Source organism: Nocardia sp. NPDC051990 (assembly GCF_040680755.1).
Taxonomy (GTDB): Bacteria; Actinomycetota; Actinomycetes; order Mycobacteriales; family Mycobacteriaceae; genus Nocardia.
In genome coordinates this window covers 86,129-106,223 of the sequence record NZ_JBFAXH010000014.1, presented here as the reverse complement: position 1 = coordinate 106,223, position 20,095 = coordinate 86,129, and the positions used below count along the sequence as shown (strand labels likewise).

Below are 20,095 nucleotides of genomic sequence, written 5' to 3'. Positions count from 1 at the left end.
CGATGGACGAGTCACAGACCCCGACCCGCGAGCCGAGTGCTGCCGGTCGGGCGGTCCCGATCGGGCCGGATATGAACTCACCGGACCCGGCCGACTGCGCCGCGCTGCCCGGCCCGGAGGTCAGCGTGCGGATCGATCGCCGACTGCGGCGGCTGCTGACCTCGGTGCCGTTCGCCAGCGCCGCACCGCAACTGGGCTTCGCGGTGACCGCCTACTTCATGGCACTGCAGGTGCAGGCGATAGACGACGCCGCCAAGGTCGCAAATCTGGCCATCGTGAACGTGGCCGGCGCGATGGCTGCGGTGGTCACGCAGCCGTTGATCGGCGTCGTATCGGACCGCACCCGCACTCGTATGGGTGCGCGAGCCCCGTGGATGCTCATCGGCGCGTTGATCGGATCGGCGGGCATGATCACCGCGGGCCTGTCGAGGAGCATCGCCGTGCTCGTGGTCGCGGCGATGATCGTTCAGTTCGGATTCAATGCGCTGTCGGGCCCGCTCTCGGCGATCCTGCCCGACCGGATTCCGAATCGGCTGCGCGGCCGATACTCCACGCTTGCCGGGTTGGGCTCGATCACCGCCGCTATTCTCGGGCCCTTTCTTGCCTCGGCCTTCATCGACCGGATCTTCCTTGGATACGGCGTGGTGGCCGCGATCATCCTGGTGATAGTCACGGCGTTTATCGTGTGGAACCCGGAATCGGACAATCGCGGTGTGCCACGGGAGGCGTTCGCGGCGCGAACATTCGCGACGTCGTTCTGGATCAACCCGCGTCGTTATCCCGATTTCGGGTGGTCGTTTCTCGGGCGAATCCTCATCTTCGGCGGCTATTTCATGTTGCTCAGCTATCAGCTATATCTGGCGCAGGGCTATATCGGGCTGAGTACGGCCGAAGCCGCGAAGATCATTCCGCTGATCGGCGCGGTCGCATTGCCCGGATTCCTCATCGCGATTCTGGTAGCGGGGCCGTATTCGGATCGCGTCGGCCGTCGCAAGCCGCTAGTGCTGTTCGGCGGCCTGACCATTGCCGCCTCGGCATTGATTCCCTGGCTGGTGCCGGCCACCGCGAGCCTGTTCGCTCAGGGCGTCGTCGCGACCATCGGTTTCGGGGCGTTCACCGCGGTCGACCAAGCGCTGGTCTCGGAAGTCCTACCCGCACAGGAGAATTCCGCCAAGGATCTTGGGATCCTCAATATCGCCGCCACCCTGCCCGGTGGGGTGGCCCCGATCATCGCCGCCACTATCGTGCACCTCTTCGGCAGTTACGGCGCCCTGTATCCGACCGCGGCGGTGGTGGCGTTGCTCGGCGCCCTGGCCGTGTTGCCGATCAAGGGCGTCCGCTGACCATCACATCGAAAGAAGTTTCGGAGTAAAGCAATTGATGCTCATACGATTCGCGGTCGCAACCGCGCTGGTGGCCGCCGCGGCCGCGCCGGCAGCATCGGCGTCGGCCGATCCCACGCTGTTTCCCGCGGGAGCCGTTGTGCCCGACCATGATCCGTTCTACACCACACCCGCCGACCTGAGCGGGTATCGAAACGGCCAACCCATATCCGGCCGCGAATTCACCGCCCGATTCCCGACCCCGGTGCGCGCCTGGCAGCTGTCGTACCGGACCACCGACTCACACGGCGTGCCGGAACTGGCGGTCACCACCGTCATCGTGCCGCTGGTGCCGTGGACCGGTGGCGGACCGCGCCCGGTCATCTCCGAACAGATCCCGGAGGATGCCACCGGAACCCGATGCGCACCGTCATACGGAATTGCCACGAACACACTGCAATCCGGACAGCAGATCGACCCGATGCTGGCCGCGGGCTGGATCGTGGCCGTGCCCGATTTCGAGGGACCGAAATCGGCCTTCCTCGCGGGGCCGCGGTCCGGTCACGCCGTGCTCGACGGAATGCGCGCGGCCGGGCAATTCGCACCGGCCGATATCGGGCCCGACGCGGCCTGGGCGCTGGACGGCTACTCGGGGGGCTCGGCCGCCACGGGTTGGGCGGCGCAACTGCAGCCGTCCTACGCTCCGGAGTTGAACATCGTCGGCGCGGCGATGGGTGGCGCGCCTGCCGACCTGCCCGCTCTCGTCGATCACATCGACGGCGGCCCGTTCTCCGGCTTCCTCTTCGGCGCGCTGGTCGCCTACCGGCGGGAATTTCCCGAAGCGGATATCGACGCCCTGCTCGACGATCGGGGCCACGCGGACCTGGCCGCGGCCGCAGACTCCTGCGTGCTGGAACTGTTGGCCCGCTTCCCCTTCCGCGCCTTGGCCGACATCATCGGTCACGCGTCCTACCGGGACACCGCCTTCGGCGACACCTTGCGCGCCAACTCGCTCGGCGCAGTCGCACCGACGATTCCGATCTACGACTATCACTCCGATTCCGACGAAATCGTGCCGGTCGGGATGGACGACGAGCTGGTGGATACTTGGCGGCGCGGCGGCACGCCCATCATTACCCTGCGCGACCCGATCGGTGAACACGCCCTGGAGGCGACCGCGCGACAATCCGACGCCCAGGCCTTTCTGCGAGACCGATTCACCGGTGAACGACCGGTGGAAAACCTGGATATCACACGACCTGTGACGGGATCATTCTGAAAGAGCCGCTGACACGCAATTGAATAAATCCGGGTCGGAGCCATTTATTCAGACTTTCTCGTAAATGTGCCGATTTGATTCTGCATGCGCGGACCATGGCGGTCCGCGTCACCTTTCGTTGACCAGAAACGCCTGGTCGGCGACTTCTTTGTGTCCGGCGACAGTTGCTGCTCGAAAGAATTGAACTCGGAAAATAATTAATCGAAAAACTTCAAAACATTCGTATACCTGACGTAGTGTGCATCACAGCGCGCGCTGGTTGCGGACGAAAATGCTCCGCAACTCGTTCAAGACTGTCGAAACGGTAGACGCCATGCGTTTCGGGCGACAGTTTCTCGTAACAGTTGAGGTATCGAATTGAATCTGCGAAAAAGCCTGTGCACTGGAATCGCCGCAACGGCGGTCGGCGTGGCTGCCGTGACGATGAACGGGACGGGTACCGCGAGTGCGACTGCGACTCCGGCCGAGGCGGCTGCCGCCGCCCACTACCAAGCGGTTGTCCAGGATGCCAGCGTGCTGGCGACGATCGACAGCGGCACATTCACTGTGGACAACGACGCCGCTGTGGCGGCCTTGCGCGACGCCGATGGTGCAGTGCTGGATACGGTTCCGCTGTCCTACGCGCTCGACGGTCAGCGTCATCGAATCGACGCGCTGGTCTCCGACGGCGGTCGCAGCCTGCGCCTGACGCCGCAGCTGCCCGCCGCGCGACCGGCCGCACAGCCGATCGCATCTCCGCTCGAGAACCAGCTCGCGATGAACGACCTGATCAATGCGGTCAGCTTCGGGCTGTCGGCGGGCACTCTGGTAGGCACCATCGTTGGCGCTGTCGTGGGTATCGGCGCCGGGCTGGCGGTCTCCGGCGCGGCATGTGTGGCTATCAGCATCGGCTGTGTGCTGGCCGTGGTCCCGATCGTGACATTGCTGGGTGGCGTCGGCGGGCTGGCCGGTATGGCGCTGGGCGGAGCGCCCGGCCTGGTCAGCGGGCTCTGGAACTACTTCACCACGATGAATGCCGCACCCGGGGAAAGCCGGTACGCCAGCCAGCTTCCGGGATTCAGTCGGCCCGCGCCGAGTACTGAGGACGGTAAATGACGCTCCGGCACAACACCACAATCATGGTGACCGCGTCGGCGATCGCCCTTGCCGCGGCCATGAGTGCGCATCCCGCGTCGGCCGAGCAGATTGCACCGGAGGTGCACTATCGGACCGAGGTATCGGGCGGCACGGTTGCGACGACCATCGATGCGGGCAGTTTCGCGGTCGTGCCCGATGGCCGGTCGATCCTCGTTATCGCCGACGACGGCCGGCCGATCGGGCAGCTCCCGCTGGCCATAGTGATCGCAAACCGGAAATACGAAGTCCGGCAGCATATCTCGGCCGACAACCGCACCCTCGAGCTGTTGCCGGACTTGACCAGCGCGCAGCCCATGGCGCAGCCGATCGCCTCTCCCCTGGAGAACCAGCTCGCGGCCGACGATGCGCTCTCGAAGATGGCGCAGGCGGCCGCCGTAGGACCCCTGGCAGGTGCTGCGGCAGGCGCGATTCTCGGCGTTGTCGTTGCGGTGGCATCCTGTGCGGTACTGACGGTGGGCTGTTTGCTGACCGGGCTGCCGATCATAGGTGTCTTCGCCGGTGGCGGCGGGCTGGCCGGAACGATTCTGGCGGGCCTGGCCGCCGCAGGTTACGGCGCGTGGAACTACCTCGGCACCCTCGCCGCGGCGCCCGGGGAAAGCCAGTACGCCAAGGAAGGTCTCGGCACCAACGGCGCCGGTGCGCCCGACGCTCATCTGCGAGTACCGCAACTGCCGTCCGGCTCGAGTTCCGGAAGCGGCGCAACGAACTGAAGCCGAAGACGCCGGTCGGTCCGACCCTGATCAACGGTCGGACCGACCGGCTCATCCGGTGGCCCCTCCCGCCACCGCACCATCCCACCGGCCCGTGGACTCCGAAACTCTGTGCGGAGCGATGGGTTCGGCGTCACACATGCACCATCCCGAAAGGACCCCCTATGGCCTCCAATACATCTGCTAGTGGTGTGGAGCCACAGCCCGACTCACTCATGACGCCAGACGCGGGTCGCGATCTCCCAGGATGGGGCTGGCGTCAGGTCTGCTCACTCGCCGCGATCGTTGTGGTCCTCGAGACCTTGGCGCTCAGCTATCCGATGATGGCAACGGCCTCGCCCGCCATCATCACTCGATTCCACACCGCACACGGTGGCTGGCTGATGACATCGTTTCTGCTGGTCGGGGCGACCACCGCCCCATTGATCGGCAAGCTGGCCGATCTTTACGGCAAGCGTCGAATGCTGCTGATCTGCCTCGCCCTGTCGTCGTGCGGTGCGTTGATCTCCGCGATCGCAAGCACTTTCGTGATCCTGCTCGCCGGTCGATGCCTGTTCGGTCTGCTGGTGGCGACTGTGTTCCTGAGCTACTCGCTGATCCGAGATGTATTCCCGCCCAAGACAGTTGCCGTGGCGGTGTCGGTCGCGGCGGCGAGTTCCGCTCTGATCGCCATCCCCGCGCCGTTCCTGACCGAATGGCTGCTGGACAGCTACGATTTCCGGAGTGTTTTCTGGCTTCTGCTGATCTTGCTCGGTATTTCGGCTGCCGCGGTCGCTCTGACCACCGATGAGTCGCGGGTTCGGCTGCCGCTGCGCGTCGGTGTGGTGGGCGCGGTGCTGCTCGGTGCGGGTCTGGCCGCTGCACTGCTAGGTGTTTCGTCCGGACCGATTTGGGGCTGGGCCGCCGTTTCCACGCTGTCGTTACTGGTCGGTGGTGTAGCGCTGATCGCGATATGGGTGGCGACGGCCCGGGCGACCAAGGACGCGTTGATCGATATCGAGGTGTGGCGTCGCCGTTCGGTGCTGCTGACGGCAATCGCCGCCGGCTGTGCCTATGGCGTATCGGGTTTGTACACAATGTTGCTGCCGATGCTCGCCATGACGCCGACCATGCTCGGCCTGGGATACGGATTCGGTGTCGACGCACAGGGTTTCGCGGTGTTCCTGGTCCCGATCGGTGTGCTGAGTGAGATCGGTGGCCTCATCGTGGGTGTGCTGGTCGGTCACCGTATCGCCGGACCGCGGCTGACCAGTGTGCTCGGTATGATTGCGGCCGGAGCCGGGAGTGTGCTCACCGCCTACTCCCACGACGACAAGGGCATGGTGCTGATCTTCGCCGGCCTGGTCGGATTCGGCCTCGGCCTTGCGTATGCGTCGACCCCGAACTTGCTCATCGAAGCGGTGTCGCCGAAGTTGCAAGCCTCGACGGCCTCGTTGATCGGTGTATTCCAGACGGTGATCCCGGCGATCCTGCCGGTCGTCGTTTTCGCTGTGCTGAACAATTCGTACACAGCTGCGCTGCCGCCGATGATCACCCAGATGCTCGGCGGCGCAATCATCTACACCGACGCCGGGTTCAAGGCCGGATTCCTGATCGTGGCGGCGATCGCTCTGCTCGGCTTCGTCGCCGCTCTGCTGCTGCCCCGGACCATCGAGGAGATCACCATCGAGGCAGTTACCAGCGGATCCATCGATGCGGAGACGGAGAGCTGACGTCCCTGGCGAATGGACCGCACTGTCCGGAGCATTTCCGCTCCGGACAGTGGGGCGTTTCTAGACCGGCAGCGTGCGGATATACGGCCGGAGCAACTCGACCCATGCGGCGTAGCCCGCGCCGCTCAGGTGAAGACGGTCGCGTGTGAATTCGCCACGCAGGCAGCCGTTCTCGTCGGCGAGCGCGGGCCACAGGTCGATGTAGACGGCCTCGGCTTGTTCGGCGATCTCCCGGTAGACATGGTTGAGTTCGCGGATCCGCCCGGCGAATCTCCCGCGCCTGGGCATCACGCTCTGCACGAATAACGGCGCTTCGGCGGCTCGGTCGCGCACCCCGCCGACCAGGCGGCGCATATCCGCAGCGACTCGGTCGGTCGACCGCCCCAGACCGAGATCGTTCGTGCCGATAAGCATGAACACTGCCGCCGGAGCGTCGATCGCGGTGTCCAAACGGGTGAGCAGATTATCGATGGTGTCACCGCCGATGCCCCGGTTGACGGATTCGACCTCGGGGAACCATTCCTGCCACAGGCCGCCTTCGGTGATGCTGTCGCCGAGGAAGACCACCCGGCCGGTGGGCGGCGGGAGCTGCTCGAACTGCGATGTCCGCATCGCGATGGACGTTCTGAGCATGTACCTGTGTCCGAGTTTGTACAGCAGCACTATGCATTCTCCGTATCGACCGGCGGCAGTGCGTTGGCGCGGGCAAGACCGCCCAGCCAGGACAGGCTGGGTTTGGCTGTGCGAGTGAAGGTCTGGCGGTCGACGGCGATCAGTCCGAAGGTCGGAAGCCAATGTCCCCATTCGTAGTTGTCCAGCGCCGACCAATGCAGGTACCCCCGGACATCGATGCCATCGGCCATTGCCTGCCCCAGACTGGTGAGTGCTTCGGTGGTGTAGGCGATCCGCCGCGCGTCATCGGCTGTGGCGATGCCGTTTTCGGTCACCAACACCGGCGTGCCGTCGGTGACCTCCCAGGCGTGACGAACCGCGAGGCCCAATGCATCAGGCCGGTAGGCCCAGTTGGTGAGCGTGTTGTCCGGACTATCGGGATGCGGGATAGGGCCATCGGGGCCGACCGTCCGACTGGTGTAGGCCTGCGTGCCGAGGAAGTCATCGTCTCGCGCGGCGGCCAGATACGGGTCTTCCCAGACCCGATTGGCCTCGGCGAGCTGCTCCTGGCAGCCGGGGGACGCGACGAATGCCTGCTGCGCGACGCTCCATCCGACCGCAGCATCGGTCTCGGCCCGCAGGATCGCCGTCGCGGCGTGATGCGCGTCGATCAGGATGCGGCCACTGTCGAGGTCCGGCTCCGGCGGCAGGCCGAAGGCTATGTTGCGCAATGCGTTCGGGTCTGTGATGTGGCGTTGCACCGCCGCCATGGACGCGACCATATTCGGCTCGTTGATGGTGCAGATCCACGGAACGTCCGACAGGATGGGCGCAACGGCGCGCACGAATCCGGCGAAATGGCCGACCGCCTCCGGGTTGGTCCAGCCGCCCAGTTCGGTGAACCACCGCGGGTTGGTGAAGTGGTGCAGCGTCACCACCGGTGTGAGACCGCAGCCGAGCGCGGTATCGACCATGCGCCGGTAGTGGGCCAGCGCCGCGCGTGACAGTTCCCCGCGTTCAGGCTCGATTCGCGCCCACTCCACACCGAAGCGGTATGCGTTCAATCCCGCCTCGGCCAGCAGCGCCATCTCCTCGCTGTAACGGTGATAGCTGTCCAGAGCATCACCGCTGCGCTCGGGGATCAGTGGGATTCCGCTGTTCTCCAGCACCCACCAGTCGCTGTTGAGGTTGTCTCCCTCGGTCTGATGCGGCGATGTCGAGGCACCCCACAGAAAATTGGCTGGCAGCACAGAACTCATTGCTCGAACACCTCGTAACTTCGGCCTACGGACCTAACATACTGACTCGTCAGTCGGTTAGCTTAGTCGCTTTCGTCGGTCCAGAGAAGACAACTGGTGATGCCGCAACGGTGGCATGCGCCGACGATGTTTCTGTCTGGCGTCGACGTCCCGACCCAGCGAAGTCGCTGCCCTGACCGTCGGGGATAGCAGCCGGGACACCGGCGCCGTGCGAATCAACTCCGATCCGTGCGGCCTACTTCTATCAAGAAGCGTTCCTGCCCGCCTGCGTGAGCTGGTCGAGGTCGACGATCAGGGCACCGTTGTGGTGGATCGGCTAGCGGGCAAGCGCCCGAGTCCGTTGCGGCGCATCGGGATCAGTTGGCGTCTGTTCGCGGGGTGCGCCGATATTCGTGGTCTCTCGGGATGCCGAGCATGACTTATACGACGTGACCGATTTTGCTGGACGCTCCCAACCTGTACGGGCCCGCGGACCCCGGGTAGCGGATTGTTGACCGGGTCAACACGTGAGGGTTACGGTAGCGACCGTTAGCGTGCCGAAATCACGTGAATCGCAGGATATTGCACCGAAATTGACGTGCGAGCACGGGGAACCGGAAGTTCGAGTCCCCTTAGCTCCACCAGGAACCGCAGGTCAGGATCGGTATTGTACCGTACTGGCCTGTTTTATTTGGTCCAACCCCACGGAAACCCCACGGTTTCGGGATCCGGGATCCTTGTTCCAGTCAGTCCTTTCGAGGTGGTCGATCAGCGCCTGCCTATCGCCATCTCGTTCGAATCGATCGAGAACATATTGATCGCTCGATTTGAACATCAGAGAGCGGGTTCCTCTTCGCGGCCAGGGAGCTGACCGTCGTCGGGCTGTTCTCGTCTACAGAGACTGTCATGGCCGGTGCCCTCCATGGCATGGTTCGGCCGTCCGGCTGTCGACCGCGGCGGCATCATCATGCCCATGGGCTGCAGCCCGAATGTCATCCGCACCGAGGGCCATTTGTTCGATGACGCCGGCGGGGGATCGAAACGTCCACGGAATCTCCTCGTAGGGGATGACCTGCATTGATCGCTGGTAGGACTGATCAGGTCCGGAATCGTGGCGGTCGATGGTGCCATCGAAAATTGTCGCGCATATATCGCAAGACCCTCATTGTGGAAACAAATAATTATGTGAAATAAGCCACGTTGATGCGGGCGAACGTTGCATGCGCCCGGTTCGCTCAGCGGTGGCGAGGGTGTCCATACCGCGCTCCCGCGACGAGGCACCCCCGGACTGCAGAGTTAGTAAATTGTGGTTTACTAACTCTATGGTTCGTCCTCTGGAAACGACAAGCGAAGAGCTGCTCGCTCACGCACACGAACTACTCCTCGAGAGTGGAGCGGCCGGATTCACGCTCGGTGATGTGGCCGCCCGTGCGGGTGTCTCTCCTGCAACCCTCATCAAGCGATTCGGGTCCAAGTCTCAAATGGTCGTTGCCGTTTCGGAACGGTGGCTGGCCTCGATAGCGCCGGGGATGGCGTCCGCTATGCGTCCGCACGACGACCCTGTGGAACGACTCATCGCCGGCGCGCTGTGGGACACCTCCACGTTCGACCACGCTTTCAGGGCGAGCAGTCAGCTGGCCGCTTTTGCTGACGATCTGCGGGACTCAACCTTGCGGACTCTGCTTGCGGAAGGGTGGGAGCGGGAGACTCGAATCCTTCAGTCCGCGGTCGAAGAGGCTCGTGCGCAACTTCCGTCCGCTCCCGATCACCGCAAAGCAGCGCGTATGTTGCGCGCCTTGGTGGCCGGGATCCATCTTTCCTGGTCGCTTGCCCCCGTCGGCAGTCTGGTCGATGACGCACGTGACCAGCTCACCACCCTTGTCTACTCCTGGAAGGTCATCCGATGACTGCACCCGCCCGCCCCCTTACCGGACGCGTCGCTCTTGTGGCCGGCGCTACCCGTGGTGCAAGTCGCGCGATCGCCGTGGAGCTCGCGCGAGCGGGAGCGTTCGTGTATGCAACTGGCCGAAGCAGTGCATCCGCGGGGCGGTCGGAGATCGATCGGCCCGAAACGATCGAGGAGACGGGCGACCTCATCGCCGCAGTCGGAGACGGGCGCGCACTCGTCGTCGACCACCTCGACATATCGGCGGTGTCGAATCTGGTCGAGCAGATCGAGTCGGAAAAGGGCCGACTGGACATCTTGGTGAACGGTCTGTTCGGCGGCGACATCTATGCGCAATTCGGCGACAAACTCTGGGAGCACAACCTGGAGCGAGGTCTCCGGATGCTGCGACTGGGTATCGACGGCCATGTCATCACCGCGCACCAGGTGCTTCCACTGATGTTACGTCGGCCCGGATCGCTCTTGATCGAACTCACCGACGGGACAACCGAGTACAACCGGTCCTATCGCAAGGATCAGGGATTTTTCTATGATCTGGTCAAAGCATCGACCGAGCGGATGACCGGCGCCCTCCAATACGAGATGGCCCAGCACGGCGGTACGGCTATCGCAGTCACGCCGGGTTGGCTTCGCTCTGAAGCGATGCTGGACCTCTTCGGCGTCAGGGCGGACAATTGGCGCGAGGCGCTCGCGGCTGAGCCGCATTTCGTGATTTCGGAGTCGCCCACGTTCGTTGCACGGGGAATCGCGGCGCTGGCTGAGGACCTCGATCGCGATCGTTTCGGGGGTTCTGTCGTTTCCAGCTTCGAACTCGCATCTCGCTACAATTTCGACGATGTCGACGGCACACGCCCAGATGCCTGGCGTTACATCGTCGAAGTACAAGATCGGGGCCTGCCTGCCGACGATTCGGGATTTCGTTGATGACGGCCTACGACGAGGTTCCCCGGACGACGACGATTCGTGACGCGCCCGGATTGCGTTCGCACGAGGTGATCCGAGTACGTGGCGCCAGGGAAAACAACCTCGCGAGCCTGTCTCTGGACATCCCCAAGAGATGTATCACTGTCTTCACCGGAGTCTCGGGCTCCGGCAAATCATCGCTGGTCTTCGATACCATCGCCAGAGAGTCGCAGCGTCTCGTCAATGAGACGTATTCGTCGTACGCACAGAGCCATCTGCCGCGTCTATCTCGTCCGGATGTCGACGCGCTGGAGAACCTCGCGGCGACCATCGTCATCGATCAGAAGCCCCCGGTCGCCAATGCCCGGTCGACCGTCGGCACCTCGACGGATATCAACTCCATGTTGCGGATCCTGTTCAGTCGGCTCGGCCGGCCGCAGGCAGGGCCGGCGTCGTCGTTCGGGTTCAATGCGGCAGACGGCATGTGCCTTGGATGCCAAGGGGTGGGTGTTGTGAGCGACATCAGCCTCGAGGAGTTCGTCGACCGAACAAAGAGTCTGAACGAGGGCGCAATCACCGTTCCGGGCTACCGGCCGGGTGGATGGCTGGTTCGCCTCTTCGTCGAGGCCGGCGGTCTGGACGGCGACAAGAAACTCGCCGACTACAGCGAGCCCGAGTGGCACGAGCTCCTCCACAGAGAAGCAGTGACGGTGCCTATGAACGGCATAAATGCCCGACACGAGGGTCTCTTACCGAGAGTGCAGAGAACAATACTCTCCAAGGACAAGCACTTGGTGAAACCCAATCTCCGTGCATTCATGGAGCGGGCCCTCACCGATGAAGTCTGCCCGCAGTGCGATGGGACCAGACTCAACAGCACTGCACTCTTGTCCCGCATCAAGGGGAAGAACATTGCAGAGTGCTCATCGATGCCGGCACGCGAACTGCGCGACTTCGTAGAATCCATTCGCGAGCCGAAAGTAGCGCCGCTGATCCGGAGCGTCATCCAGTCGCTCGACTCGTTGATAGAAATCGGCCTGGGATACCTTTCGCTCGACCGCACATCCGGCTCGCTCTCGGGAGGAGAGGCGCAACGGATCAAGATGGTTCGCCATCTCGGGGCCGGTCTGACAGATCTTGTCTACGTGTTCGACGAGCCCACCGCGGGACTGCACCCTCACGACATCTGTCGGATGAACGACCTGCTCATACGCCTTCGGAACGGCGGAAACACGGTTCTCGTCGTCGAACACAGGCCGGAGACCATCGCCATAGCGGATCACATCGTCGACCTCGGACCGGGTGCAGGTATCGACGGTGGCCGCGTCACATACGAAGGTTCCCTGGCCGGGCTGCGGAGTAGCGAGACCATCACCGGCCGACGGCTTGACGATGCGATCGCCATCAAAGCGTCGCCGCGACGGTGGACAGGCGTACTGAGCATCGACTCTGCGAACACGAACAATCTACGGAACGTCAGCGTCGATATTCCGCTGGCCGTGCTGACCGTGGTCACGGGAGTCGCCGGGTCCGGCAAGAGTTCGCTACTTCGCGACTTGATCCCGCGCGGTGAGAATGTTGTATTTCTCGATCAAGCGACCATCCGCGGATCGAGAAGAAGCAATCCCGCTACCTACACAGGAATTATGGACGCCATCCGTCAGGCGTTTGCTAAAGCGAACGGAGTGAAGCCTTCACTGTTCAGTTCGAACTCCGAAGGCGCTTGCCCGAGTTGCAACGGAAATGGCGTTGTATATACCGACCTCGCGATGATGGCGACCGTGGCCACGCCCTGCGATGCGTGCGCCGGCAGAAGGTTCCGGTCGAAGGTACTGGAGTATCACCTTCGTGGGGAAAGCATCAGTGCTGTGCTGGCGATGTCCATCGCAAACGCGAGGGATTTTCTCGACTCGGACGTCGACTCGACCATCCTCGACCGCCTGATCGACGTGGGCCTCGGCTACGTCACCCTCGGCCAGCCGCTGACGACGCTCTCCGGAGGGGAACGACAACGCCTCAAGCTGGCGATCCAGCTGGCCGGACCTGGACGCATCTATGTTCTCGACGAACCCACAACCGGGCTACATCTCGATGACGTACAGCGGCTGACCGTGCTTCTCGACCGCCTCGTCGACTCTGGGCTGACGGTTGTTGCCGCAGATCACCATCGAGCCCTGATGGCTCGCGCCGACTGGATCATCGATCTGGGACCGGGCGCGGGGCAGGATGGCGGCCGGATCGTGTTCGAAGGCACACCAACCGAGTTGGTAGGTGCGTCGCAGACGGTAACTGCGCAACACTTGCGGAGTTATGTCGGGCTGTGAATGGGCGTCGAGTACCCTCGCTGTCGACTGTTTCGATCATCGGTCGCCCAAATGCGGCGACGGCTTCCGGACAGGATCACCCGAAAAGGCTCGGCATCATTACCGAGTCGGGTACTCCGCCGACGACATGCCGAGCCTCGGCAGCACGAAGACTGTGCCAGGATCGTGAACTTCACCCGGCGGCAAGGGTCGTCACGGCACCTTCCCGCAGCCCATCTGTGGGGAATCAGGCTGGAACCCTTCGACCCACAGCCTCCTGAGGCCGCGCTGCCCGCACAGTGGATTGTGATAGGCATCACAGTCACGTTATGTGGTGGCATCTCGTCTCATCCATATAAGTCCTGCGACAACGACGGAGTGGGTTGAATGTTTGAGTTCCCTGACCTGTTATGGCCTGTTTTGGTCCTAGCGTTCATTCAGTTCGGTGACGCGATTATGTGCATAAAGCCGTTTCAGTTCATCGCTGACTGTTTCGAAAGGGTGAATTGGCCCAGGAGATTTTGGTGGGTTATGTCACCTATCAAGTTCGCAGCCGGCGCAGGATTGATTCTCGGGCTCTGGGTGCCGTATCTGACCGCGGTGACATGTGCGGCGCTCGTGCTCTATTTTCTCATAGCCATCGGGATGCACGTCGCAGCACAGGATTTCGGCCGCAATCTGTTTTTGAATGCGGCAGCTATGTTTGTGATCTGTGTGGGCGCTGCGGTGCTGGCGTTCCCGACGTGACTACACACTTCTCGGCTCCGGGATATGTGCCCGTGTGCGTTCCGGGTTGGGTGAGGCCTGGCAGGCCCCACTGATGCCCTGTTGGGGTGTAGGCGCAGACTCGAGCTGGCCCCACGGTTACCCCGCGCTTTCGTCGTCGATGTGATGTCGACACGGGTGCCTCCCGAGGGAGGGCCTCTGGCAGAGCCCAAGGGGCATGGGACTGTCCCGAGTTTGGTTGACTCGCGGGTGTGGTGTTTCAGGCCGCGAGCGCGGGCTGGTTTATTGTCTCAAACTCGATCGGGGTGAGTCGGCCGAGTCGGCGTTGTCGTCGGGTGCGGTGGTAGGTTTTCTGGCTCTTCACAATCGAGGTGTGGCGGTGTCTGACGGTTCGAGGTGTTGGTTACGAGAGGCGAGCATCGTAGGTCGCGCGGTGTGTGAGGACCTCGTCCATGTGGCTCTGCGCCCACGATCTGAGGCCGCGGGTCAGGTGGTGGAGGGAGAGGCCGAGGTCGGTCATCTTGTAGGAGACGGTGACGGGGACGGTTGGCGTCACGGTGCGGGTGATCAGGCCATCACGTTCCAGCGACCGCAATGTCTGGGTCAACATCTTCTGGCTGACTCCCGCCAGCAGGCGCGAAATCTCGGAGTAGCGCATCGCCGCCGCATCGCCCGCCGCACCGGGCTGGTCGGAAGCGTCGCCAGCGAGGGCGCACAGAACGAGCACAACCCACTTGTCCGAGATCCGGTCGAGCAGCTGGCGACTAGGACACGCCGCCAAGAACGCGTTGTACTCCACCTTGGCCTGCGCTCGTCTCTGCGCGGCGCTTGTCGTCCCCAACCTGATCACACCTGTTCCTGAGAGTGAGTTGCGCACCTTGGAGTGCCTACTTCCGGATGGGAAGTAACTCCCCAATGATGATCCGTGGTGGCGACACGCGCTACCCCTGATCAGGGAGCAGAACGAAGCACGATGAATGCATCCTCCACTTCACTTCCCGGCGGCACCTGGACTCTGGGCGACTCGACCGTCACCCGCTTCGGCTACGGCGCGATGCAGCTCGCGGGCCCGTGGGTCATGGGGCCGCCCGCCGACCACAACGGTGCCCTCGCGGTGCTGCGCGAGGCAGTCGAGGCCGGGATCACCCACATCGACACCAGTGTCGCTTACGGCCCGCAGGTCACCAACGAGCTGATCCGCGAAGCCCTGCACCCCTATCCGGGGTCGTTGTTCATTGCCACCAAGGTGGGGGCGAACCGCGACGCGCAGGGCGGCTGGCCCACAGCCCGGCGACCCGAAGACCTGCGCAAGCAGGTCCACGAGAACCTCCAGTCCCTTGGCGTCGAGGTACTCGACCTGGTCAACATGCGTATGGGCGATGCCGAAGGCCCCCAGCCCGGCTCGCTCGCCGAGGCGCTCGGGACGCTCGTCGACCTGCAGCAGAAGGGTCTGATCCGCCACCTCGGGGTCAGCAACGTCACCACCGAGCAGGTCGCCGAGGCCCAGAGCATCGCCCAGATCGTGTGCGTGCAGAACATGTACAACCTCGCCCACCGCTACGACGACGACCTCATCGACCGACTCGCCGACGACGACATCGCCTACGTACCGTTCTTCCCCCTCGGGGGCTTCACGCCGCTACAGTCCGCGGCGCTCTCGGGAGTCGCGAACCGACTGGGGGTAGCACCGATGTCCGTGGCACTGGCCTGGCTACTGCAGCGCTCCCCGAACATCCTGCTCATCCCCGGCACATCATCGACGGCGCATCTGCGCGAGAACATCGCCGACGCCGGGCTCTCCCTCTCCGACGAAGACGTGGCCGAGCTGGACAGCATCGGCCGCTGACCAGCCAACGGGAGGCGTCGGCAAGCAGCGTCCGACGTGAACGACGCTAATCCTGGTCCAGGTCTCTCCCGCGCTGACCTGACCACCTTCTGTCGACTGGACGAGCTCGGGCTCGAAATCACCGGCCAGTGGCTCGATCCCGACCGTGCGGTCCTCGCATGCCGCGCGGCTGGCCTCACGCTTCGACGACTCGCAGGCGGGTGCGCTGCGCGCGCTGGTCAACAATGCCGCCATCCAAATCAACGCACCCGTCGAGACCCTGCCGCTGGACCAGTGGCGAAAACAGTTCGAGGTCAACCTCTTCGGCCACATCGCCGTCACCCAGGCGCTGCTGCCCGCGCTGCTGCGCGACTCGGGCCGCGTCGTCAACATCAGCTCGGTCGGCGGGCGGATCGCCATGCCCACCTACGGCCCTTACGCGGGCACGAAATTCGCCCTCGAGGCGGTCAGCGACTCGCTGCGCCGGGCCAGAAACTGCTCCATACCCCGTTGATGCATCAGCAGGACAGCACACCGACGAGCAATTTCGTTCGAGGAGCGATCCAGCGCAATCGGTTTGCAACGCATAGCATTCGGGACATGCACCGTGGCAACTGGTTCCGTGTCCTGCTGTGCCTGGCCGTGCTCGGCAGTACCAGCGGATGTATCGGGGCGGTGGACCGCGCGGATTTCGAGGACCAGATTCGAACACGCGGCGGCGGATTGGTGAGCGCCCTGCCGCAGGCCGCGATCGCCGCGCTGGCCCAGCGCATCAACGCCAGCGACCCGGATGTGAACGTTATCCTCCTCACGGCACCGAACTCCACCCAGTTCCGGCTCGTCCTGAACAACCAGCCTGCCCAGGTGACCAACTTCCTCGCCGGAAGCGATTTCGCCGCCCGCGAACCCACTGTCCGCCTGCGCGTCCGGCCGCCCGGTCTGTCCCGCGTGATGGACGACTATTCCTTCACCCTCGGCGACCTGAGTGCCCCACGCCCCGTGCGGGTTTCCTCCTTCGACGACCTGGACGGCGAGAACTTCACGATTAGCGAGGTGCCCGGCCTCTCGCGTATCGAAGACATAGTCGACACCGCCCGCACGCGCAGCGAAATCCCCGACGGGCAGGTCACCGCCATCGTGGTGAGCCGCTTCGGCCGCGACGTCCGCATCGTCGCCAACGTGGTCTCCGCCCGCTCGGAGGTGGTCGCCGAATTCGACCGCACCGGCGTCTTCCTCCGAGCCCAGCAGGTATAGCCGATGCCCCGTGCAGTGACAACCCTCTCGACCGGCCTCCTCGTCGGCGCCTTCAGCTTCGTCGTGCCCGTCGCCATCTGGCCTGGCGAAGCGAAACTCACCGCGCCCCTGTTCTGTTCATCCCAGGCCACCGAACCCATGGTCGTCTCCGACACCTTCCACGACTCCGAAGGCACCTCCACCAACTACACCCTCTACTGTGTAGGAGACCACGGCATTCTCACCAACGAGGGCTTCGCCCTCCCCATGTTGGTGATGCTTACCGCGCACATCGTGATCGCGACAACCTTGGTACTGCTCGCCACATTGTTCAAAACCAGGACAGAGCCTGTGCGCGATCGGCCTGTTCAAGGTCCCCTTCAATCAGAACCGAATCCGCACATCAGTACTGAAGACTATTTCGAATACTGATCCTCCGGCCGCTGCTCGGCGGCGGGCGTGCCTGCGCGTATCCGTTTCCTGGCATCAGATTGATTGAGACGCTGATCCTGTTCCAGCTCAATCAATCTCAATCAATCTGATGCACCGCAGGTCACCGACTTGGCTCAGCATCACATTGGTCGAGCCGGAACATGGCTTCAAGACGCCACTGCCACGCAATCTCCAACGGGGTTGGTGTGCACCCCGGTCGGGATGCCGACCTTGTGGGCGCTGGCCGACCCGAAAATCGATGAACGTGAAGTACTTTCGGCCATGCTCGAGGTCGATGCGGACGTGGCGGGTGAGCACCACGGTATCCCGCTGATCTGCGACAAAGGTTTCGCGGGCCGCGAATTCGAGACGCTGCTGGGCGAGTACGGGATCACCATGCTGCGACCGTCCCGCAAGATGAGAAAGCCCGCTACGGCGAGCCACTGTCGGGCTGCTCGGGCGAGTGACTAGCCGCGGTCGCATAGGAGATGGATGGCGGTGTCGACCTGGTCGGGCGACAGGCCGCGGCGGCGCATGGGTATCTCGTGCTTGTGGAGGAAATTGCTGACTGTGCGTCGTTCGATGCCGAATTGGGCGGCCAGTTCATACACGGTGGCTCCAGCCTGGTCGCCGGTGATCAGCGCCGCGACTCCGTCGGCATCGAGTTGCCGTACCCGCCGGGGTTCGGGTCGCTGCGCGACCGGGTCCTTCCGTGCGGGGCGCGTGTACGGACGCCGCGGTCGCGCAGCCGGTCCAGGTCGTCGCCTTCGAACGGCGGATAGTGGTCTCGGCCCATCTGTTCGGCAGCATCGATATAACCGGAGAGAGCATCGCGAGACTGTGCAAGGGTGTGCATCTGCTCGTCCAGCCGCCGCAACCGGGACCGCATCGCCGCCAACAATTCGGGGCACCCGACGAATTCAGGGGCTTCTCCGTTCGCGCACGGGAGCAGGTAGGCGATGTCCTCCGAAGACAAGCCGGCACCGAGTAGGTGCCGGATCTGCTTCACCCGCAGCACGGCGGTCTCGTCGTACTCGCGGTAACCGTTGCCGGTCCGGTGTGCTTCCAACAGGCCCTGGGCTTCGTAGTAGCGCAGCTGGTGGTTTCTGACCCCGGTACGCCGGCTGAGCTCGCCGATCTGCACAGTGCCCTCCCTTGACCTTCATACCGGTATCAACGTTGATCATACCGACATGAACGACAAACCCTTGGAACCCGTAACAGTCATCGGACTCGGCCTGATGGGCTGCGCTCTCGCCAACGCGTTCCTGAATGCCGGGCATCCCACCACCGTGTGGAACCGCACGACGGCCAAGGCCGACCAACTGGTCGCCGATGGGGCAGAGCTGGCACCGTCGGTCGGCGCTGCGGTCCGGGCGGGATCCTTGACAGTTGTCTGCGTCACCGACTACCAGGCCGTGCGTGATCTGCTGGATGTGGACGATGTCGAGCTCGACGGCACCGTGCTGGTCAACCTGACCTCAGGTGACTCGGCCGAGGCTCGGGAGACCGCCGACTGGGTCGAGGCGCGCGGTGCACACTACATGGACGGAGCGATCATGGCCGTTCCCGCCGCGATCGGTACGCCCGAAGCTGTGATCCTCTACAGCGGCCCGAAGCCGTACTTCGAGAGGTACGAGGCTGCACTCGCCGCAGTCGGTACCGCGACGTACCTCGGTGCGGACCACGGGACGGCATCGGTCTACGACGCGGCCGGGCTCGTCATGATGTGGAGCATTCTGAATGCCTGGCTCCAAGGCGTGGCCCTGGTCGAGACCGTAGATGTCGACGCAGCCACGTTCACACCATTCGTGCAGCAGGCGGCCCGAGGAACTAGTCGGATGGCTCAACGCCTATGCCCAGCAGGTCGACAGCGCGTCCTACCCCGCCGACGATGCGGCTCTGGAGACTCATGCCCGGAGCATGCGGCACCTTGTGGAGGAGAGCGAGGCGGCGGGTGTCGATGCCGAGTTGCCCAGACTGTTCCAGGCCATGGCTGACCGCGCGGTCGCCGCTGGGCACGGCAGCGAGGGCTATCCCGCCATGGTTCATCAATTCAGAGCGGGGCCGGCGACCGGTACCGGCGAAGGTACCGACGCCGACGCTGGGGCCCGACTGGTGGCGAAATACATCTCCACTTGGAACGAGCGTGACCCGCGCCGGCGACGTGCTCTCGCCGCCGAGGTATTCACCGCCCATGCGGAGTATGTCGACCCCAGTGTCCAGGCCGTGGGCCTTCGAGCTATCGACGACCATATCGCCCGCTGGCAGACGCAATTCACCGAAGCAACGTTCCAGTTCGGCGAGGTACACGGTCACCACAACTCTGTCTACTTCGACTGGAGTTTCGGGCTATCAGGTGAATCGCCTATCGGGCGAGGCTGGGACACAGTCGAGCTCGAACACGGCCGGATTCGCAGGGTCTTCGGATTCTTCGCTTCCCGCACTGCGGGATAGGCCGCCGAGGAAGGGGTAGGTACCCGCACCGACGCTCGGTCGGTGCGGGTAGTACAAGGTCTGTCTCCCCGGTATCTCCCGTGGACCAACGCGGTGCTCCGTTGTCGGCGCAACGACCTGCCGCCGCTCTTGCTGCATCTGCCGATCCGATCCCGTCGCCGACCGCGGCGCTTCGGGCCTCGCACCGATAACTGGCCGGACCCGGGCTAAAGGTCCCCAAGGTCCACTTATTCGAGCAATTCAGACCCGGTATTCGTACCGGGTCTTTCTTTATTTCAAGGTCAGTGTGCCAAGACTGTG

Annotated in this window: 20 protein-coding genes; 16 read left to right on the top strand and 4 right to left on the bottom strand. The window is 63.7% G+C overall.

Translation table 11 applies throughout. The features are described from left to right. Positions 1–2 precede the first annotated feature (2 nt). The 5 genes from AB0L63_RS23580 (at position 3) to AB0L63_RS23560 (ending at position 6,160) form a co-directional block, all read left to right on the top strand. Positions 3–1,343, top strand: a complete 1,341-nt coding sequence (locus AB0L63_RS23580) for an MFS transporter (RefSeq protein WP_364504660.1) — start codon at positions 3–5, stop codon at positions 1,341–1,343. Between the two features lie 37 nt (positions 1,344–1,380). Next, the gene (locus tag AB0L63_RS23575; RefSeq protein WP_364504658.1) at positions 1,381–2,601 is read left to right on the top strand and encodes a lipase family protein; all 1,221 of its coding nucleotides are present in this window, start codon (positions 1,381–1,383) and stop codon (positions 2,599–2,601) included. 408 nt (positions 2,602–3,009) lie between these two features. Next, the gene (locus AB0L63_RS23570; protein WP_364504656.1) at positions 3,010–3,696 is read left to right on the top strand and encodes a hypothetical protein; all 687 of its coding nucleotides are present in this window, start codon (positions 3,010–3,012) and stop codon (positions 3,694–3,696) included. Continuing rightward, entirely contained in the window at positions 3,693–4,448 is a 756-nt protein-coding gene (locus AB0L63_RS23565; protein ID WP_364504654.1) for a hypothetical protein, read from the top strand. The genes AB0L63_RS23570 and AB0L63_RS23565 overlap by 4 nt, the downstream gene beginning before the upstream one ends. A 215-nt stretch (positions 4,449–4,663) precedes the next feature. Continuing rightward, positions 4,664–6,160, top strand: a complete 1,497-nt coding sequence (locus AB0L63_RS23560) for an MFS transporter (protein WP_364504652.1) — start codon at positions 4,664–4,666, stop codon at positions 6,158–6,160. 60 nt (positions 6,161–6,220) lie between these two features. On the opposite strand, the gene AB0L63_RS23555 is transcribed toward AB0L63_RS23560, so the two are convergent. Further along, a complete protein-coding gene (locus AB0L63_RS23555) occupies positions 6,221–6,772 on the bottom strand; it encodes a GDSL-type esterase/lipase family protein (RefSeq protein ID WP_364504650.1) in 552 nt (183 codons plus the stop codon). A 50-nt stretch (positions 6,773–6,822) separates the two neighbouring features. Then, positions 6,823–8,031: a family 1 glycosylhydrolase gene (locus AB0L63_RS23550; protein ID WP_364504647.1), complete on the bottom strand. Its 1,209-nt coding sequence runs from the start codon at positions 8,029–8,031 to the stop codon at positions 6,823–6,825. A gap of 1,301 nt (positions 8,032–9,332) precedes the next feature. Here AB0L63_RS23550 and AB0L63_RS23545 point away from each other — a divergent pair. The 4 genes from AB0L63_RS23545 to AB0L63_RS23530 all read left to right on the top strand — a co-directional run bounded on the left by AB0L63_RS23545 (position 9,333) and on the right by AB0L63_RS23530 (position 13,869). Next, a complete protein-coding gene (locus AB0L63_RS23545) occupies positions 9,333–9,917 on the top strand; it encodes a TetR/AcrR family transcriptional regulator (RefSeq protein WP_364504645.1) in 585 nt (194 codons plus the stop codon). Continuing rightward, the gene (locus AB0L63_RS23540; RefSeq protein ID WP_364504643.1) at positions 9,914–10,840 is read left to right on the top strand and encodes an SDR family oxidoreductase; all 927 of its coding nucleotides are present in this window, start codon (positions 9,914–9,916) and stop codon (positions 10,838–10,840) included. Before AB0L63_RS23545 ends, AB0L63_RS23540 begins: the two co-directional genes overlap by 4 nt. After that, complete coding sequence (locus tag AB0L63_RS23535) at positions 10,840–13,143, top strand: excinuclease ABC subunit UvrA (RefSeq protein ID WP_364504641.1); 2,304 nt, start codon at positions 10,840–10,842, stop codon at positions 13,141–13,143. Before AB0L63_RS23540 ends, AB0L63_RS23535 begins: the two co-directional genes overlap by 1 nt. Positions 13,144–13,509: 366 nt before the next feature. Further along, a complete protein-coding gene (locus tag AB0L63_RS23530; protein WP_364504639.1) occupies positions 13,510–13,869 on the top strand; it encodes a DoxX family protein in 360 nt (119 codons plus the stop codon). A 382-nt stretch (positions 13,870–14,251) separates the two neighbouring features. Here the strand turns inward: AB0L63_RS23530 and AB0L63_RS23525 are convergent, their stop codons facing one another. Then, positions 14,252–14,689, bottom strand: a complete 438-nt coding sequence (locus AB0L63_RS23525; protein WP_364504781.1) for a helix-turn-helix domain-containing protein — start codon at positions 14,687–14,689, stop codon at positions 14,252–14,254. A gap of 132 nt (positions 14,690–14,821) precedes the next feature. Between AB0L63_RS23525 and AB0L63_RS23520 the strand changes: the two genes are divergently transcribed. From AB0L63_RS23520 to AB0L63_RS23500, 5 genes are all read left to right on the top strand, one after another. After that, entirely contained in the window at positions 14,822–15,694 is an 873-nt protein-coding gene (locus AB0L63_RS23520; RefSeq protein WP_364504637.1) for an aldo/keto reductase family oxidoreductase, read from the top strand. A gap of 145 nt (positions 15,695–15,839) precedes the next feature. After that, positions 15,840–16,187 (top strand): SDR family NAD(P)-dependent oxidoreductase, encoded by a 348-nt coding sequence (locus AB0L63_RS23515; protein WP_364504635.1) that lies wholly within the window; start codon positions 15,840–15,842, stop codon positions 16,185–16,187. 86 nt (positions 16,188–16,273) lie between these two features. Further along, positions 16,274–16,927 (top strand): hypothetical protein, encoded by a 654-nt coding sequence (locus AB0L63_RS23510; protein WP_364504798.1) that lies wholly within the window; start codon positions 16,274–16,276, stop codon positions 16,925–16,927. Between the two features lie 15 nt (positions 16,928–16,942). Beyond that, complete coding sequence (locus AB0L63_RS23505) at positions 16,943–17,338, top strand: hypothetical protein (protein WP_364504633.1); 396 nt, start codon at positions 16,943–16,945, stop codon at positions 17,336–17,338. A gap of 204 nt (positions 17,339–17,542) precedes the next feature. After that, a complete protein-coding gene (locus tag AB0L63_RS23500; RefSeq protein ID WP_364504631.1) occupies positions 17,543–17,809 on the top strand; it encodes a hypothetical protein in 267 nt (88 codons plus the stop codon). A 166-nt stretch (positions 17,810–17,975) separates the two neighbouring features. Here the strand turns inward: AB0L63_RS23500 and AB0L63_RS23495 are convergent, their stop codons facing one another. Continuing rightward, positions 17,976–18,482, bottom strand: a complete 507-nt coding sequence (locus AB0L63_RS23495) for a MerR family transcriptional regulator (RefSeq protein WP_364504629.1) — start codon at positions 18,480–18,482, stop codon at positions 17,976–17,978. A gap of 49 nt (positions 18,483–18,531) precedes the next feature. Here AB0L63_RS23495 and AB0L63_RS23490 point away from each other — a divergent pair, with 49 nt between their 5' ends. Beyond that, complete coding sequence (locus tag AB0L63_RS23490; RefSeq protein WP_364504627.1) at positions 18,532–19,338, top strand: NAD(P)-binding domain-containing protein; 807 nt, start codon at positions 18,532–18,534, stop codon at positions 19,336–19,338. Beyond that, positions 19,241–19,795 carry a nuclear transport factor 2 family protein gene (locus AB0L63_RS23485; protein WP_364504779.1) on the top strand — a complete coding sequence of 185 codons (555 nt, stop codon included), beginning with the start codon at positions 19,241–19,243 and terminating at the stop codon, positions 19,793–19,795. Before AB0L63_RS23490 ends, AB0L63_RS23485 begins: the two co-directional genes overlap by 98 nt. Positions 19,796–20,095 lie beyond the last annotated feature (300 nt).